Raw genomic sequence first — 16,198 nt, forward strand, 5'->3', positions numbered from 1 at the left:
CTGTGATATGGTCTGCCTACAATCGAAGCCCGGAGGATCGAATGTCCCAGCGCCCGCCCCTGAAAGCCATCGGGGTCATCAGTGGAACTTCCATGGACGGGATCGACGTCTCCATCGTCGAGACGGATGGGGACACCCTGGTTCGGCCCGGCGCGGGCAACACCTTTTCCTATCCCGCCGACCTGAGGAAAACCCTCCAAGGGTTGATCGCGGAGCCGGCCCGCGCGCAGAGCGAGCCGCTGGAGGATCTGGAACGGGCGGTCACGCAGGCCCATGTGGGCGCGATCCGCCGCTTCATGCAGGAAGAGGGCATCGCGGCTAAGGATGTGAGCCTCATCGGCTTCCACGGACAGACGGTCTATCACCGGCCGGAAGTGCGTTTCACACGGCAGCTTGGCATCGGCGCGATGGTCGCGCGGGAGCTCGGCATCGACACGGTAGACCGCTTCCGCCATGCGGATGTGGCCTCGGGCGGCGAAGGCGCGCCTTTCGTGCCGCTTTATCACCGCGCACTCGCAAGCCCGCTCGACCAGCCGATCATGATTCTCAATCTCGGCGGCGTCGGCAACGTGACTTATATCGACGGCGATACGGTGATCGCCTTCGATACCGGTCCTGCCAGCGCCCTGCTTGATGATTTCATCCTGCGGCGCCGTGGCCTCGGCTTCGACGAGAACGGACAGCTGGCTGCTTCCGGCAAGGCCGACCGCGCGCTGGTCGATGCCTTCATGCAGAATCCGTTCTTCGACCGCCCTGCCCCCAAATCCCTCGACCGTCAGGATTTTCATGCCCGCGCGAAAAGCGTGGAAGCCCTCTCGGATGAGGATGGCGCCGCGACGCTGGCGGAGTTCACCATCGAATCCGTCATCGCAGCGCTGAAGCATGTGCCGAGCCGACCGCAGCGCTGGCTCGTCACCGGCGGCGGGCGGCGCAATGCGCATTTCATGAAGCGGCTTCACGAGCGGCTCGGCGTTGCCGTCGATCCGGTGGAAGCCGTGGGCTGGAACGGCGATTTCCTCGAGGCGCAGGCCTTCGCCTATCTCGCCGTTCGCTCGACGCTCGGGCTGCCGCTCAGCCTTCCCACCACAACCGGCGTGCCGCATCCCATGCCCGGCGGCGAGCTGCATCGGGCGGCCTGATGTCCCTCGAGAACCTGATCGGCGAGGCCTTCGCGCCCGCCGCTGCATCGGTCGATAGCGGTCACATTCCCGGCGCCGTGCTCGGCATCGTCAAGAAGGACGGCAAGCGCGCCGTGTCGTGGCGCGGATGGGCGCAGATCGAGCCTGAGCGCGAAAGCCTGTCCCGCGAAACATGGTTCGATCTCGCCTCGCTGACGAAGGTGATCTTCACCACCACGCGCATCCTGCAACTGGTGGAACAGGGCAAGATCTCGCTCGACGATCCGCTCGTCACCGTCATTCCCGATCTGCGGCAATACGATATGAACGCCGCCGAGCGGCGCCTCACCTTCCGCCAGTGCCTCGCGCACCAGACGCATCTGCCCGCCGTCGAGCCGCTTTATACCTACGGACAGGACCCGAACACGCTGCGCGCCTTCATCCTGCAGCGCGTCTGGCAGAGCGGCCCGCCGGTCTATTCCGACATCAACTATAAGCTGCTCGGCATCGCCATCGAGCGCATCACGGGACAGGCGTTGATCGACCAGCCCCTGCCCCCGGATTTTTCGTTCCGCCCGGACCCGAAACTTTGCGCGGCGACCGAACGCTGTACATGGCGCAGGCGCGTGATCCGTGGCGAGGTGCATGACGAGAATGCCTATGCGCTCGGCGGCGCATCGGGCCATGCGGGCCTCTTCGGCACCATCGACGCCGTGCTCGATTTCGCGCATGGACTGCTTGACGGCTCAGGCCTCTCGCCCGACTCGCTCAAAGCCATCCGCACCCGCGAATCCGAGAAGCGAACGGTAGGCTGGGAAGGGTTTTATCCCGGCTGGCATGGCGGCGATCTCTGCTCACCCACGACCATCGGCCATACCGGTTTTACAGGTACCGGTTTGTGGCTCGATTTCGAGCGTGGCCTTGCCTGGTCGCTCCTGACCAACCGCGTCCATCCGAGCCGGCACAAAGACAGTGGGATCATGAGCTTACGTCGCGCAACCGGCGAGCGGGTGATCTCGTTGTTCGATGGGCAGGCCCGTCCTTAAGGATGCTCGCAAAAATTTGGTGAGTTACGCGCTGAAGCCTCCTCGGGCGATTGATGGGACGGCCAACTGGTCCTATAGTGGTCTGGAAGAAAGTTGGCATAATGGCGACAGAACATTTCAGTAAGCGCTTCCAGGATCTCGACACTTGGCCGAGCCTCGATGTCCTCTCCGCCTTCTATGAGGGTCAGCTCTCGGCGGTGGCCGCCGTACGCACCGCCCTGCCCGCCATTGCGGCGGCTGCGGAAGAGGCGGCCCTCCGGCTTCGCCGCGGCGGGCGGCTGGTTTATGCGGGCGCCGGAACCTCGGGCCGCATCGGCGTCCAGGACGGCACGGAGCTGCCCCCCACCTTCAACTGGCCCGACGACAAGGTGGTGTACCTGATCGCCGGTGGCCAGGGCGCGATCATGAAGGCGGTCGAGAACGCCGAGGATTCGGTGGAGGACGGTATCGCGGGCATTCGCGACAACGATATCGGCCCGAACGACGTGGTCATCGGCGTGGCCGCCAGCGGCCGCACGCCCTTCACCATTGCGGCACTGAAGGAAGCCGCCTTACGCGGCGCTCAGACCATCGGCATTTCCAACAATCCCGATGCATCGATTCTCGATGTCTCGTCGCATCCTATCCTTGCCGATACGGGCGAGGAGGTGATCGCAGGCTCCACCCGCATGAAGGCCGGCACGGCACAGAAGGTGATTCTCAACCTTCTCTCCACGCTGATCATGGTGCGGCTCGACCGCGTCTATCGCGGCCTCATGGTCAGCATGCGCGCGACGAACGCGAAGCTGCGCCGCCGCAGCGAGATCATGGTGCAGCAGATCACCGATTGCAGCGACCCTGAGGCCGCGAGCGCGATCAGCCAGTCCGGGGGCGATCTCAAGACCGCCGTTCTCATCGCCATGGGCGCCACGCTCACCGAGGCGCAGGATGCGCTTGAACGTAAGCATGGCAATTTGCGCGCGGCACTGGCAGATTTCTCGAACGTGACGAAGTAAAAGACCAAAGGGCTGCAGCGGGGGCATTCAGCGTCATGGCATTGGGGCTTGGCATCGACGCAGGCGGAACGGCGACGCGCTGGCGTGTCGCCGATGAGAATGGGCAATGCGTCGCGCAGGGCACGTCCGACCCGCTCACCGGCCATCTGTTTTCGCCCGCAGCCGAAGAGCGGGCGCGGCAGATCATACTCGACATGGCGCAGGCCGTGATGCGCATCGGCAAGCCGCTCGGCATCATCGCCGGCATCACCGGACTCACGCGCGATACGCCCGCCGAGGCGACCATGCGCGCGATCTTCGCGGATGTGTTCGACATCCCGCAAGACAGGATCTTCGTCGCCGAGGATATGTGGATCGCCTACCTGTCCTATTTCGCGCTCGGCGAAGGTATCCTGGTCTATAGCGGCACGGGCTCCATCGGCTATTACCTCTCCGAGGACAAGAACGTGATCCGCATCGGCGGGCGAGGCAACCTGATCGACGATGGCGGCTCCGGCTTCTGGATCGCCCGCGAGGCCCTGAAGGCGGTGCTTCGCAAAGAAGAGGAAAGCCCCGGCCAAGGCTGGTCCATGACCCTCGGCAAATCCCTGGAAGAGGCGCTCGGCGGCACGGATTGGAACCTCGTGCGCTCCTATGTTTATGGCGGCGACAGGGGCAAGATCGGCTCCCTGGCGCGGGCGGTAGGCGAAGCCACCGCATTAGGCGACGAGACCGCCTTGCACATCTTAAGCGAAGCAGGCGAGGAACTGGCCCGGCTCGCCAATGCACTCGCCAAGCGCGTCGGCCCCCGCCCGGTGGCGCTGGCGGGCGGCAGCTCGCGGCTTCATCCCATCGTGGCCGAGGCTTTCCGCAAGGGTTTGCTGGTCCCGGTCGAGTTCATCACCACGGATGTGGACGCGGCGCTCACGGCCGCCCGGCTTGCGGCAACCCTCAACAAAGCTTGAGGATTTTCCGAGAGGCTTGCGTCCGGCGCGCTCCTCGTCCAAGACTCCCCATGGAATTCACAGCCAAGGCGATGTTGAAGTCATGCAAGCTCTTTTCGTAGGCCAGACCTATATCGACGTAACCTTCCTGGCGGACGATCTGCCGACGGGCGACGAAAAGACCGTGGCCCGGGATTACGCAATTTCCTTTGGCGGCAACGCAGTGACGGCGGCTTTTGCCTGCGCCAAGCTCGGCATCGCGCCCGATCTCCTGACCTCGATCGCCGATGACTGGCTGGGCCGCATGTTCATCGACATGGCGGCGAAATACGGCATCTCCGTCCATCACCGGAAAGTGAAGGAATCCTCGCTCTCCTTCATCATGCCGCGCGGCGGCAAGCGCGCCATCGTGCGCTGCCGCGACGACCATTACCTTCATCCCGTTCCGCCGCTGAACCTCCAGGGCTGCAGGGCGCTTCATCTCGACGGCCACCAGGCCGACGCGGCGATGCATTACGCCAAGGCCTGCCGCGAAGCGGGCATCCTCACCTCCCTCGACGGCGGTGGCCTGCGCTCCAACACGCATGAGCTCCTGGAGCTCATCGATGTCGCCATCGTCGCCGAGCGCCTGTGCGAGCAGATGAACATGAGCCCGGGCGAGATGCTGACCTATCTCAAGGGCCGCGGCTGCAAGGTTGGCGGCGTGACCTTGGGCGAGCGCGGCATGGTCTGGTACGACGAGAACGGCATTGAGGGCATTCTCCCCTCGCTCGACGTGCCGTCTGACGCGGTGGTGGACACGAACGGCGCCGGCGACATTTTCCATGGCGCCTATGTCTATTCCGCCATGGCGCACCCTGAGCTGTCCTGGCGCGAGCACTTCATTTTCGCCCGCTCGGCTTCCGCGCACGCGATCCAGCATCTCGGCAACGAGGCGAGCCTGCCGACGCTCACCGACATCGTCGAGACTCAGACGCGCTTCGCGGAACGCAAGCAGGCGGCGTGAGCCTCTCGTGAAGCGTGACAAGCTTTTCCTCCTGAAGCCGGATTTCGAGGATCCGGCTTATCCCGGGCAGCATTTCTATTGCTGGCACTGCGCCCTGCTCGAAGGCGTTCTCGCCTCCTTCCCGCACCTTGCCTCCAGGCTCGATGTCGAGCGCGTGGCATGGCGGCGCCCACGCAGCAGCGTCATCGAAATGGTGGGCGATGCCAATCAGTCGCTGCCACTTCTCGTGCTTGCCGATGATGCCGTTGATACGCTCGCAACCAGCTCCTACAAGGGGCGCCGCTTCGTGGCGGACAAGGACGCGATCCTGCGGGCTCTCAGCATCCGCCACGGCTTCCCGGACCCGCATCCTTGAGAAAGTGGGCTGACATTCCCTCGAATAAGATTACATATAACTTTCACCCGATTCAGTGTTGATTCCCGAAAGGATGTTCGTTTGAGTCCCTTTCAACCTTGGGCCCATGGACTCGACGAGATTCGGTTTCACGGGGGTATCGAGGGCTTCAGTCGGGAAGCCCTCTCCGAGCTGTTGGAGAATGTACCGCTGGCAATAGCGGTCACCCTTGGCCCGGATCAGCACTTCGCCTTCGCCAACCGCCTATTCCGGTCTGCCCTTTCGCTTTCGCAGGAGGACCTGATCGGCAGGACTGCCTGCGCCGTCCTCGGCTCTCGCTACACTCCAGAGATCAAGGCTCTCTCCGAAAAGGTCTTTGAGACGGGCCAACCGCAGGAGCTGAAGGATCTCGCACTGGTCCTGCCCCTGGATGCTGCCACCTACTGGGACATCAAGCTTCTTCCTGTCCGCGATGCGGGCAACCGGATTAGCGGCATCCTGACTCTCGCAGCCAACGTGACCGAGCGCGTCAAGGCCCGCAGCGAGGCCGAACTCCAGGCCCGTGAGGCCGCCCTTCACAATGAGCGCCTGGCGCTCGCCGTGGAGGCCACAGAACTCGGATTGTGGGAATGGAACGCGCAGAGCGGGGACACTTTCTGGTCGGAGCGGCAGAAGGCAATTTTCGGGCTCGGCAAGGACGAACCGGCTTCCTATGAATTCTGGCTATCGGCCATCCATCCCGAGGACCGCGATCGTGTGGTCGGCAGTGTCGGGGCCTTGAGCGACCCCAAATCGGGAGGCCAACTTCATCTCGAGCATCGGATCGTTCATCCCAATGGCGAGATCCGTTGGATCGATAGCCGCGGCCGCATGCTTTACGAGATCGTCGATGGTGAGTTGAAGCCCGCCCGCCTGCTCGGCACCATCCTCGATATCACCGAACGCCGCAGGGGCGACGAGGTGCGCCAGCTTCTCGTCCAGGAACTCAATCATCGCGTGAAAAATGTCTTCGCCATGACGAGCGGCATGGTGGCGCTGACGGCGAAGAACGCCGAAACGCCACGGGAGATGGCGAAGGCCCTGCGCGGACGCATCGAGGCCCTGGCCCGCGCGCATGAGCTGATCCGCCCTGCGATCACGGGTAGCGAGCTTGGTGACAAGACCACATCGGTCCACGAGATCGTTCAGGCTGTCCTGGCACCTCACATCGATCATGGCGCCCGGCCGCAGATCGTCCTGGAGGGTTTGCCCCAGCAAATCGGCCCGAAGGCTGCGACGGCGCTCACTCTCGTGCTCCACGAGCTTGCCACCAACGCGGTCAAATACGGATCGCTGTCGGTTCCGGAGGGACATCTGCGCGTCAGCTGGACCTGCAATGGCAATCTCGCGCTGATCTGGCAGGAAGAGAACGGGCCGCTGATCGCACACGCACCGGAGCTGGAGGGCTTCGGCTCCCTGCTCTCACGCAAGAGCGTGACCGGCCAACTCGGCGGCACCATCGCTCACGACTGGCGCCGCGAGGGCCTGCTAGTACGCATCGACCTGCCGCTCGAACAGCTGGACGCATGAGCGGGACGTGTCATCCCCGGCGATCTTGCGACCGGGGATGACATCGCGCTGAACCTTTAAGCCGCCTTCTTCTGGTAATCCTTCACATCCGAGAATTGGATGCCCTTGTAGCGGTCCATCTCGTATTGAAGGTTGAAGGCATTCGCCGCCATGAACACCGGCGCCTCGTCGAGATCGCGTGCCATGGACGACAGGTGGCTCTCGACGAACTTGTCGAGCTCCTTCGGATCGTCCGCCGTGATCCAGCGGCAGATGGAGAAGCGTGTCGGCTCGTAATCGATGGGCAGGCCGTATTCGGCGGAGAGGCGCTCCTTCAGCACGTCGAGCTGCAGCGCGCCGACGACGCCGACGATGGCGCCGGAGCCGTCCTGCGGAATGAAGAGCTGAACAACGCCTTCTTCCGCCATCTGCTGCAACGCCTCACGCAGCTTCTTCGCCTTCATTGCATCCTGCAGCTTGATACGGCGCAGGATTTCAGGCGCGAAGCTCGGCACGCCGCGGAACACGATATCCTCGCCCTCCGTCAGCGTATCGCCGATGCGCAGGGTGCCGTGATTGGGAATGCCGACCACGTCGCCCGCCCATGCCTCGTCCGCAATCGCGCGATCCTGCGCGAAGAAGAATTGCGGCGTGTTGAGGCTCATGGGCTTGCCCGTGCGAACCAGCTTCGCCTTCATGCCGCGCTGGAGCTTGCCGGAGCAGATGCGCATGAATGCGATGCGGTCGCGATGGTTCGGATCCATGTTGGCCTGGATCTTGAACACGAAGCCGGTCATGCGCGCCTCGCCCGCTTCCACGAGGCGCTTGTCCGATTCCTGTCCGCGCGGCGGCGGCGCATATTCGCCCAGTGCGTCGATGAGATCGCGCACGCCGAAATTGCGCAATGCGGAGCCGAAGAAAACCGGAGTCAGGTGGCCTTCGCGGAAGGCCGCGAGATCGAACGGCTTGCAGGCTTCCTGCGCCAGCATCACCTCTTCCTGCCAGGCATCCGCTTCTTCCGGCGGCAGAAGGCTCACCACCTTCGGATCGGTGGGACCCGAAACAGGCGTCGGCTCGTCGTCGGTGTCGATGCGGCGAACCACGTTGCGGCGCAGATCGAACGTGCCCGCGAAGCTCTTGCCCTGGCTGATCGGCCAGGTGATGGGCGCGGTGTCCAGCGCCAGCGTCTTCTCGATCTCGTCGAGCAGGTCGAAGGGGCTGCGCGCCTCGCGGTCCATCTTGTTGATGAAGGTGACGATGGGAATGTCGCGCATGCGGCACACCTCGAAGAGCTTGCGCGTGCGCGCCTCGATGCCCTTCGCGGCGTCGATCACCATGATGGCGGAATCCACCGCCGTGAGCGTGCGGTAGGTGTCCTCCGAGAAGTCCTCGTGGCCCGGCGTGTCGAGCAGGTTGAAGACGCAGCCGCCATACTCGAAGGTCATCACCGAGGTCACGACCGAGATGCCGCGCTCCTTCTCGATGCCCATCCAGTCGGATCGGGTGGAGACGCGGTTCTTCTTGGCCTTCACCTCGCCTGCGAGCTGGATCGCGCCTCCGAACAGCAGCAGCTTCTCGGTAAGCGTGGTCTTACCCGCGTCGGGGTGGGAGATGATCGCAAAGGTGCGGCGGCGGCCCACAGGGGCCGGAAGGTCGGTCATGGCTCTCAGATTCTTCAGGAAACGCGGTGGAGGACAGAACGCCGCAGCGCCCCGCCCTTTCGTTGGCTTCTTCTGACCCCATATGGGGGTTTCCCGTCAACAGTGAAAGGAGGTGATCCAGTGTCTCATTGTCATAACCTACGGTGCCCGGTTGCCGTGACCTGGATCTTGGCCTCTGCCGAGATTGGTGCGTAACGCACATATGTCACCGGCTCTAACGGGCCGTGGAACCGACAATGGAAAGGCCGCTCCCCGGGAGCGGCCTTTCTTTTTGATTTTATTGGATTTTTCAGGCTCCGAGCAGCTTGCCAGACCGGCTGGCCTTGGTGCCCGCCACCTTGGCGAGGCGCGTACCTTGCGTGACGAAGCGCAGGGAGACCCTGGCGAACATAAGCCCGTCAGTCGGAGACTTGGCCTGCGTCACCGTGCCTGTCACGGGATCAACGATCTCGGCGATCACGTCCCCGGCCTTCACCCGGTCGCCCGGTTCGGCCTGGAACACCACGATGCCGGTGGCGGGTGCTGGGACAGGCTCGGAGGCTGCCAGAGGCGTCGCCTCGCAGAGCCCCTGCGGGATGCCGGGCGCTTCACCCGCGATGACCCCGCGCAGGGTCAGGTAAGCGATGAGCGCGCCCGCATCCGCCTGCCCGAGTTCATGGTTCACATCCCGCTCGCCCCGGAATTCGAGGGTCGTGGAATGGCAGGAGAAGGGAATCGGATGATCCTTGAACCGCTCGGCAAGCTCCGCCCAGGGACGGCTGCAGGCCTCGTCGAACGGGTCATCGCCCGATTCATCCGCCAGCAGGTAGGCCTTTGCGCCGATGAGGCATGAGAGCGGAGCGAATTCCTCGGCCGATTGCGTATGCGCGTAGAGGTGCTCGACGGCCTCGGAGTCGCAATGCATGTCGAGGACGATGTCGGCCTGAATGGCCATGCCGAGCAGGGCCTTCTTCAGCACTTCCGTGGGATTGGCCGTCACCCAGGCCTCCAGCTCGGCGCGCAAGGCCTCGCGGATCAGGCCCACATTCGCCGATGCGTCGTCCGTCAGCTTCCCCTCGACACGCTCGGCCACTTTCGGCACGAGATAAGGATAGCCCCGGTTGAAGTTGATGCCGTCCGCCAGATTGAAGCGGCCCACATGGCTGCCCATCACGCGCTGTGCGAGACCGATGGGATTGGCGACGGGCACCAGCACGATCTCGCCCTTGATCCGGCCTTCCGCTTCCAAAGCGGTCAGGCGCTCGCGCAGATGATGGGCCGCCATCATGCCGGGGATCTCATCCGCATGGAGAGCGGCCTGGATATAGATGAGAGGGCGCGCGCCGGGCTCGCCGAAGCGATGGACATTGAGGGCGATGTTCGCCCCGGGAGCGAGCGGCGAAAGGACGATTTGTTCTGTTTTCATGATGGCTTGCAGCTGAATACGGGCAAGCGCCTGCCAAAACGCGGCGCCGCCTTCTCTTTAAAGCGGTGTGGAGAGAAACCAAACCCGCTTTTTAAGCCGCGCTCCATCCCTGCGACTGGAACACGAATTGCTGCGGGTTGGTCACCAGGGCAGCCAGGCCCTGCAGGGCAGGCTCGGGATTGACGATGACGTAAGCCGGAACCCTCTCCGCCCAGGCCCGATGCGGCGCTTTGCGGTTGAAGGCCTCGCGGAAGCCGCCATTTTGGAGAATGTCCACCATGCGTGGCGCGATGCCGCCCGCGATGAAGACGCCGCCGGAGGATTCGAAGGTGAGCGCGAGATCGCCCGCGTAGCGGCCGAGCCAGCGGGAGAACAATTCGAGCGCGCCCTTCGCCAATTCGTCACCCTGGCGAGCAGCCTCCAGCACATCGTTCGGGCGGGTGAAGGGGCACTCCACGCATCGGTGAGCGGCCAGCGCCTTCACGATGCGGAACAGCCCTGGACCCGACAGAACGACCTCACCGGAAATCCGCCCGTCGAGCCGCTCCAGATGCGGCCACATGGCGGTTTCTTCCTCGTTCGCGGGGCCGAATTCCATGTGCCCCGCCTCGGTGGCGAGAATGGCGAAACGGTCCTCCACCGGAACGATGGCGCCAGCACCAAGGCCCGTGCCCGGACCCAGCACCACGCGCGCGCCGTTTCCGGCAGGCGCAACATTGCCCAAGGGCGCGAGATCGCCGCGCTCTTCGCTCAACACAGTTACGGAAGCCGCGACGGGCGTATAATCGTTGACGAGGGAAACACGCTGGAGGCCCAGCGCCTTGCCGATGGCCTCGGCATCGATCATCCAATGGGCGTTGGTGAGGCGGATGGCCGGCGCGTCCACGCGGGTCGCAACCGCGATCATGGCGGAACGGGGGGCTGCGCCCTCATAGCCCTCCAAGGCGATCCTGATCGCCTCCACAGGGCTCGGCGTCTGCGCCGTCAGGGTGCGCGGCAGAAGATGAACAGGCTCTCCAGGCGCGGGCAGAACGGCAAAGCGCGCATTGGTGCCGCCGATATCCCCGAGCAGAACAGGAAATGCATACATCGAGAGAGCCTATCGCCCTTTCCGCCCTCAATGGAGCCTTAGAAAGCTTCTTCCCAACTCCGGCTCAGGCGAACGGCGGAATTGATGAGACCCACCATGGAATAGGTCTGGGGGAAATTGCCCCACAATTCGCCGGTCGTGAAGTCGGCATCCTCGGAAAAGAGGCCGAAGGAGTTGCGCAGGCTCAAAATGTGCTCGAACAACTCTTTCGCCTCTTCCTTACGCCCGATGGCGTTGAGCGCATCCACGTACCAGAAGCCGCAGATCATGAAAGCCGTATGCATGAGTCCGAAATCGTCTTCCACATCATAACGCAGCAGAAGATCGCCCCGGCGCAGTGACTTGCCCACCGCATCCACCGTCGCGATGAAGCGAGGGTCTTCGGGCTTCACGAAGTTGAGTTCGGACAGGAGCAACAGGGTCGCATCCAGATCCTCACCGTCGAAAGAGGAGACGAAGGTGCCTTTCTCCGGGTTATAGGCGCGCGTATCGATGATGTGGTGCATCCGGTCCGCGTTCTCGCGCCAGAAGGCCGCGCGGTCTTCGCGGCCCATGGCGACCGCGACCTTGGTGAGCCGGTCGCAGGCCGCCCAGCACATCACGCTCGGAAAGGTGTGAACCGCCGCCTTGGTGCGAAGCTCCCACGGTCCCGCGTCGGGCTGGTCGAACACTTCGATGGCGCGCTGCCCCAGCTTCTCCAAGTGAGAGAACAGGGCCCGGTTGCCGACGGGGCGGATCATGCGCTTGTCGAGGAAGGCGTGGACGGAAGCCAGCACGATGCTGCCATAGGCATCGTTCTGGATCTGCGTGTAGGCCGCATTGCCCACGCGCACGGGCCCCATGCCGCGATAGCCCGCGAGCGCCGTTGCCTCGCGCTCCTCCAGATCGGGCGAGCGCGTGATGCTGAAGAGCGGCGGCATATCCTTTTGATTGGGGATAGCGTCCATGTCGTCGACGATGTTGGTGATGTAGGTGAGGTATTCCTCCATCGTCTTCGTGGTGCCGAGCCGGTTGAGCGCCTGGATCACGAAATAGGCGTCACGCAGCCAGCAATAGCGGTAATCCCAGTTACGCTTGGTGTGGGGCGCCTCGGGCACCGAGGTGGTGAGCGCCGCGACGATGGCGCCCGTCTCCTCGTAGTTGCAGAGCTTCAGCGTGATGGCGGCGCGGATCACCGCTTCCTGCCAGTCGAACGGGATCGAGAGCGAGCGCACCCAATCGCGCCAGAAGCCGACCGTGCTGTCGAGAAATTCGCGCGCGGTGGAATCCGCCTCCGAGCGCAGAGGCTCGTCCTCGCCGAAGAAGAACGACAGGGGACGCTCGACCACGAAGAAGCGCTCGTCCTGTACGTAGGAGATCGGCGCGTCGGTGGTGAGCCGCAGCGAATAATCGGGCCCGACGAAACGCAGGTGATTGCTGCCTCGCGTCATCTCGGGCGGGCAGGAACCCCAATCGTAATGAGGCCGCAACCTCACGCGGATGCGCGGACGGCCCTTTACCGGCGTTACGCGGCGGATCAGCATCGGCGGGCGGAAGGTGCGGTCGAAATGCTTGAAGCGTGGCGCGAAGTCCGTAACCTCGACGATGTTGCCGTAAGAGTCCGTCATGCGGGAAAGAAGAACGGCCGTGTTCTCGATATAGCTCTGCTCGCAGCTGACCATGCCCACCATGTCGATGGCGAAAACGCCGCGCTGCTCCTCATCCGTACGGTCTTCGGGACAATCGAGGAGGGCCGAGAAGACCGGGTCGCCGTCGATACGGGGAAAGCAGCTCCAGACGATCTGCGCGCGGCGGTCAATCAGGGCGGAGATCATGCAATTGCCGATCACGGCAAGATCCAGGGAACTCATTTTCGTCAATCATCCATCGTGAAAGGAAGGGCGCCCTCGAAAGCCCACATGGACAGGCAATGTCGCAAATCGGCAGGCGTTCCCAGGCGAACCTTGGCGACCGTCTCGCCCGCGCCGATGCGGACGGACAGGCCTCCATGGGCGTTTACGGTCTTGAATCCGTTCTCGTCGGTCAAGTCGTCACCGACAAAAATAGGCTTGCGGCCTTTGTAGGGCGTCTCGTGCAGGAAGCGCTCGATCACCTTGCCTTTGCCCGCCGCCGAGGGGAGGATTTCGGCCACGGCCTTGCCGTGCTGCAGGCGATACTCGCTGCCCAATGCCTCGACGGCAGCCTGGGCCGTCGCGAGGGCGAAATCCTTCTCCTGCGGCGCCAGCCGCCAGTGGATCGCCACCGAGCAGCCCTTGTCCTCGATCAGCACGCCTGTTTTTCCGGCGACGGCTTCATGCAGCCGCCCGACCATGCGCCGCAACTGCGGATGATCCTCCGGATCGCACAGATGAAGTTCGCCCGCGATGCGGTGCTCCAGCCCATGCAGGCCCCCGATGTCGTAAAGATGAGGCTTCAGCCTATCATCGATAAAGGACACGGGCCTGCCGCTGATGATGGCAATTGCGCCGTTCAGCCGCTCCTGCAATCTTGTCAGAATGCCCGGAAGCACGGGGTCGACGACGACGGCATCGGGACGCTCCACGATATCGACGAGAGTTCCGTCGAAATCGAGGAAGAGCGCGTAAGAATCATCCAATGAGCTCTCAGAAAAGTTCACAGCTTGAGACTCACGCATTGGCCGCCGCCCGTCTCCTGCCCGATGCGATCAGGCGCTTGATGCGCTGCCGCTTGCGCAGGCGCGATGCGGCGAGCAGCATCTGTCCCGCCCACCGATAGACATTGCGCTCCTTCACCTGATCGCGCATCAGCCGCATGCGCTCGCGCTGCTCGTCCTGCGGCATCGTCAGCGCACGGTTGATGGCCTGGCCCATGGCATGGGCGTTGTAGGGATTCACGATCAAGGCTTCCGACAATTCGCGCGATGCGCCGGCGAAGGCGGAGAGAATGAGCACGCCCTCTTCGTCGTCGCGTGCCGCCACGAATTCCTTGGCGACGAGATTCATGCCGTCGTGCAGGCTCGACACGATGCACAGATCCGCCGCGCGGAACAATTCGAAGACCTCGTTGGGCTCATGATGGCGGATGAGCAGCTTGATCGGCTCATACCCCTCGCTGCCATGGCGCTCGTTGATGTCGCGCGCCAAGGCCTCCGCTTCCTCCTGAAGCTGTCGGTAATTGGCGAGCTTGCTGCGCGTGGGCGCCGCCACCTGGATGAAGCAGAAATTGCCGTGCCATTCGGGATGCTCCCCGAGCAGCGCATCGATGGCCTGCATGCGATCGAGAATGCCTTTCGTGTAGTCGAAGCGCTCGATGCCCACGCCGACACGCATCTCCAACGGAAGGCCGAGCCGCTCGCGCACCGCGCGCCTGCACTCCTCGACAGGCTGTTGCCCTTCGAGCGCGGTCGGCGGCCATTCGATGGAAATCGGGTAGGGCCGGATCAGCGTTTCCTCGCCGCCGAAGGTGACCGAGTCGCGCTCGCGGTCGATGCGGCTTTCTACGTAGACGTCCACTGCCTCCAGGAAGTTGTTGCAATGGGCCTGCGTGTGGAACCCGAGGATCGACGAGCCAAGCAGTCCGTCGATGATCTCCTCGCGCCAGGGACAGATGCCGAATGTCTCCGCATTGGGCCAGGGGATGTGCCAGAAGGTCACGATGGTCGCCTGCGGCAGCCGGTTGCGGATCATGCGCGGCAGCAGAGCGAAGTGATAATCCTGAACCAGGATGATCGGATCCTCGCGCTTGGCTTCCGCCACGATGGCATCCGCGAATTTCTCGTTCACGGCCCGGTAATACTGCCAATCCTGCTCACGGAAGACCGGGCGCACGAAGGCGATGTGGCACAAGGGCCAGAGTCCCTCGTTGGCCGCGCCGTAATAATAACCGTCCTGCTCCTCGTCTGTCAGCCAGACGCGGCGAAGCGTGTAGGACGGATGGCTCGGCGGCACCGGCACACGGTCGGAAGAATCCACCACGTCGCGGTCCGCCGATCCGCTGCCATGGGCGACCCATGTGCCGCCACAGGCGCGCACCACGGGTTCGAGGGCGGAGACGAGGCCGCTTGCGGGAATCTGCAGGGTGATGCGCCCGTCATCGGCCTTGTTGTGGATGTAGGGCTCGCGGTTCGACACCACGATCACTTCCGATCCCGACAATTCGTTCGCGAGCGCCGCGCGCAACGTCTCCGGGCTCCAATCGGTATGAGCCGCGTCGATGGTGCGGCGCGAGGCTTCGAGTTCCTGAAGCACGTCGCGGATTTCCTGGCCGAGCGGAATGATGTTCTCCTGCTCGGGCGTGCTTGCCGTACCGGAGCGGGCGCTCTCCAGGGCCTGGCGGATGGAGGCGAGCCAGCGCCGCATGATGAGGGCCGCGATCATGGCGGCCAAGGCGGCGGCGCCGAAGGCCACCCCGGCCAGCGCCAGGAACAGGTAGTTCCGCGCCTCTCCGCCGCGCCTGTCGGAATAGGTCAGGTCGTGCAGGACGACGAGGTGCCCCTTGCGGCCCTGCACGGTCAGCGGGAACGCGCTGACCAGAATGTCTCCCGTCTCGCCGCTGAAGGAGGAGAAGCTTTCCGTGTTGGAGCGGGCCGCCTTGTCGCAGGTGAAAGTCGACGGCATGTTGCGCGACGGGTAGCGCAGCTCGTCGCCGTCGCAATAGCCGATGGCCAGCACCCGCTCATCCGAGGCGATACGCTCGAAAAGATTCCCGATCCGGGGCCCGTCGTTGCGCGCGATGAGCCCGGCGACCTGGTCGCGGGCCGAGTTGAACACCAGGCGGGCCCGCAATTCCACGTCCCGGCGTGTCCATTGCTCCACAAAGGATGTCGCGAAGGGCAGGACGGCTAGAATGACAATGGCGGCTACCAGCAACGCGATGCCGCCAAATCGAAAGATGATTCTCAAACCTCTATGTCCTCAAGATTTCTGTCTTGAACGGCTAAGCTTCAACTCCCGGTCAGCCTCGAAGTTTCGCTTTACGCCCGGACACCGGGAGGGGAAGGCGGCGTCCGCCACTGTTTATGGGTTCCCGGCGGCAAGTTTCCAGGTTCCATCGGTCTGATACAGGGCTAAATTGCTGGTAGTGCATGGAAAATAAAAACGCCGCCGGCATTT

The 16,198-nt window shown here is 63.7% G+C and carries 13 protein-coding genes; 7 read left to right on the plus strand and 6 right to left on the minus strand.

All coding sequences use genetic code 11. The features are described from left to right. Positions 1-41 precede the first annotated feature (41 nt). The 7 genes from AB4Y85_RS10500 (at position 42) to AB4Y85_RS10530 (ending at position 6,991) form a co-directional block, all read left to right on the plus strand. Entirely contained in the window at positions 42-1,139 is a 1,098-nt protein-coding gene (locus AB4Y85_RS10500) for an anhydro-N-acetylmuramic acid kinase (protein ID WP_441984836.1), read from the plus strand. Further along, positions 1,139-2,164, plus strand: a complete 1,026-nt coding sequence (locus AB4Y85_RS10505; protein WP_441984837.1) for a serine hydrolase domain-containing protein — start codon at positions 1,139-1,141, stop codon at positions 2,162-2,164. The genes AB4Y85_RS10500 and AB4Y85_RS10505 overlap by 1 nt, the downstream gene beginning before the upstream one ends. A gap of 101 nt (positions 2,165-2,265) precedes the next feature. Continuing rightward, a complete protein-coding gene (locus AB4Y85_RS10510; protein ID WP_441984838.1) occupies positions 2,266-3,159 on the plus strand; it encodes an N-acetylmuramic acid 6-phosphate etherase in 894 nt (297 codons plus the stop codon). A 35-nt stretch (positions 3,160-3,194) separates the two neighbouring features. Continuing rightward, positions 3,195-4,103 (plus strand): N-acetylglucosamine kinase, encoded by a 909-nt coding sequence (locus AB4Y85_RS10515; protein ID WP_441984839.1) that lies wholly within the window; start codon positions 3,195-3,197, stop codon positions 4,101-4,103. A gap of 82 nt (positions 4,104-4,185) precedes the next feature. Continuing rightward, on the plus strand, positions 4,186-5,088 hold the full coding sequence (locus AB4Y85_RS10520; RefSeq protein WP_441984840.1) for a sugar kinase: 903 nt from the start codon (positions 4,186-4,188) through the stop codon (positions 5,086-5,088). 7 nt (positions 5,089-5,095) lie between these two features. Then, entirely contained in the window at positions 5,096-5,443 is a 348-nt protein-coding gene (locus tag AB4Y85_RS10525) for a DUF3088 domain-containing protein (RefSeq protein WP_441984841.1), read from the plus strand. Positions 5,444-5,524: 81 nt separating this feature from the next. Continuing rightward, on the plus strand, positions 5,525-6,991 hold the full coding sequence (locus AB4Y85_RS10530; protein ID WP_441984842.1) for an HWE histidine kinase domain-containing protein: 1,467 nt from the start codon (positions 5,525-5,527) through the stop codon (positions 6,989-6,991). Positions 6,992-7,047: 56 nt separating this feature from the next. Here AB4Y85_RS10530 and AB4Y85_RS10535 read toward each other — a convergent pair whose 3' ends face one another. The 6 genes from AB4Y85_RS10535 to AB4Y85_RS10560 all read right to left on the minus strand — a co-directional run bounded on the left by AB4Y85_RS10535 (position 7,048) and on the right by AB4Y85_RS10560 (position 15,988). After that, positions 7,048-8,631 carry a peptide chain release factor 3 gene (locus AB4Y85_RS10535; protein WP_441984843.1) on the minus strand — a complete coding sequence of 528 codons (1,584 nt, stop codon included), beginning with the start codon at positions 8,629-8,631 and terminating at the stop codon, positions 7,048-7,050. A gap of 289 nt (positions 8,632-8,920) precedes the next feature. Continuing rightward, positions 8,921-10,036 (minus strand): succinylglutamate desuccinylase/aspartoacylase family protein, encoded by a 1,116-nt coding sequence (locus tag AB4Y85_RS10540; RefSeq protein ID WP_441984844.1) that lies wholly within the window; start codon positions 10,034-10,036, stop codon positions 8,921-8,923. 91 nt (positions 10,037-10,127) lie between these two features. After that, positions 10,128-11,126: a glucokinase gene (locus tag AB4Y85_RS10545; RefSeq protein WP_441984845.1), complete on the minus strand. Its 999-nt coding sequence runs from the start codon at positions 11,124-11,126 to the stop codon at positions 10,128-10,130. 38 nt (positions 11,127-11,164) lie between these two features. Next, entirely contained in the window at positions 11,165-12,976 is a 1,812-nt protein-coding gene (locus tag AB4Y85_RS10550; protein ID WP_441984846.1) for a glycoside hydrolase family 15 protein, read from the minus strand. Between the two features lie 5 nt (positions 12,977-12,981). After that, complete coding sequence (gene otsB / locus AB4Y85_RS10555; RefSeq protein ID WP_441984847.1) at positions 12,982-13,722, minus strand: trehalose-phosphatase; 741 nt, start codon at positions 13,720-13,722, stop codon at positions 12,982-12,984. A gap of 31 nt (positions 13,723-13,753) precedes the next feature. Next, positions 13,754-15,988, minus strand: a complete 2,235-nt coding sequence (locus AB4Y85_RS10560; protein WP_441984848.1) for an alpha,alpha-trehalose-phosphate synthase (UDP-forming) — start codon at positions 15,986-15,988, stop codon at positions 13,754-13,756. Positions 15,989-16,198 lie beyond the last annotated feature (210 nt).

It is taken from the genome of Microvirga sp. 2YAF29 (assembly GCF_052114605.1).
Taxonomy (GTDB): domain Bacteria; phylum Pseudomonadota; class Alphaproteobacteria; order Rhizobiales; family Beijerinckiaceae; genus Microvirga.

Bases quoted from the DNA above. Each gene is read 5' to 3' on its own strand.
- AB4Y85_RS10500 (WP_441984836.1), top strand. From the start codon at position 42: ATGTCCCAGCGCCCGCCCCTGAAAGCCATCGGGGTCATCAGTGGAACT.
- AB4Y85_RS10505 (WP_441984837.1), top strand. From the start codon at position 1,139: ATGTCCCTCGAGAACCTGATCGGCGAGGCCTTCGCGCCCGCCGCTGCA.
- AB4Y85_RS10510 (WP_441984838.1), top strand. From the start codon at position 2,266: ATGGCGACAGAACATTTCAGTAAGCGCTTCCAGGATCTCGACACTTGG.
- AB4Y85_RS10515 (WP_441984839.1), top strand. From the start codon at position 3,195: ATGGCATTGGGGCTTGGCATCGACGCAGGCGGAACGGCGACGCGCTGG.
- AB4Y85_RS10520 (WP_441984840.1), top strand. From the start codon at position 4,186: ATGCAAGCTCTTTTCGTAGGCCAGACCTATATCGACGTAACCTTCCTG.
- AB4Y85_RS10535 (WP_441984843.1), bottom strand. From the start codon at position 8,631: ATGACCGACCTTCCGGCCCCTGTGGGCCGCCGCCGCACCTTTGCGATC.
- AB4Y85_RS10540 (WP_441984844.1), bottom strand. From the start codon at position 10,036: ATGAAAACAGAACAAATCGTCCTTTCGCCGCTCGCTCCCGGGGCGAAC.
- AB4Y85_RS10545 (WP_441984845.1), bottom strand. From the start codon at position 11,126: ATGTATGCATTTCCTGTTCTGCTCGGGGATATCGGCGGCACCAATGCG.
- AB4Y85_RS10550 (WP_441984846.1), bottom strand. From the start codon at position 12,976: ATGAGTTCCCTGGATCTTGCCGTGATCGGCAATTGCATGATCTCCGCC.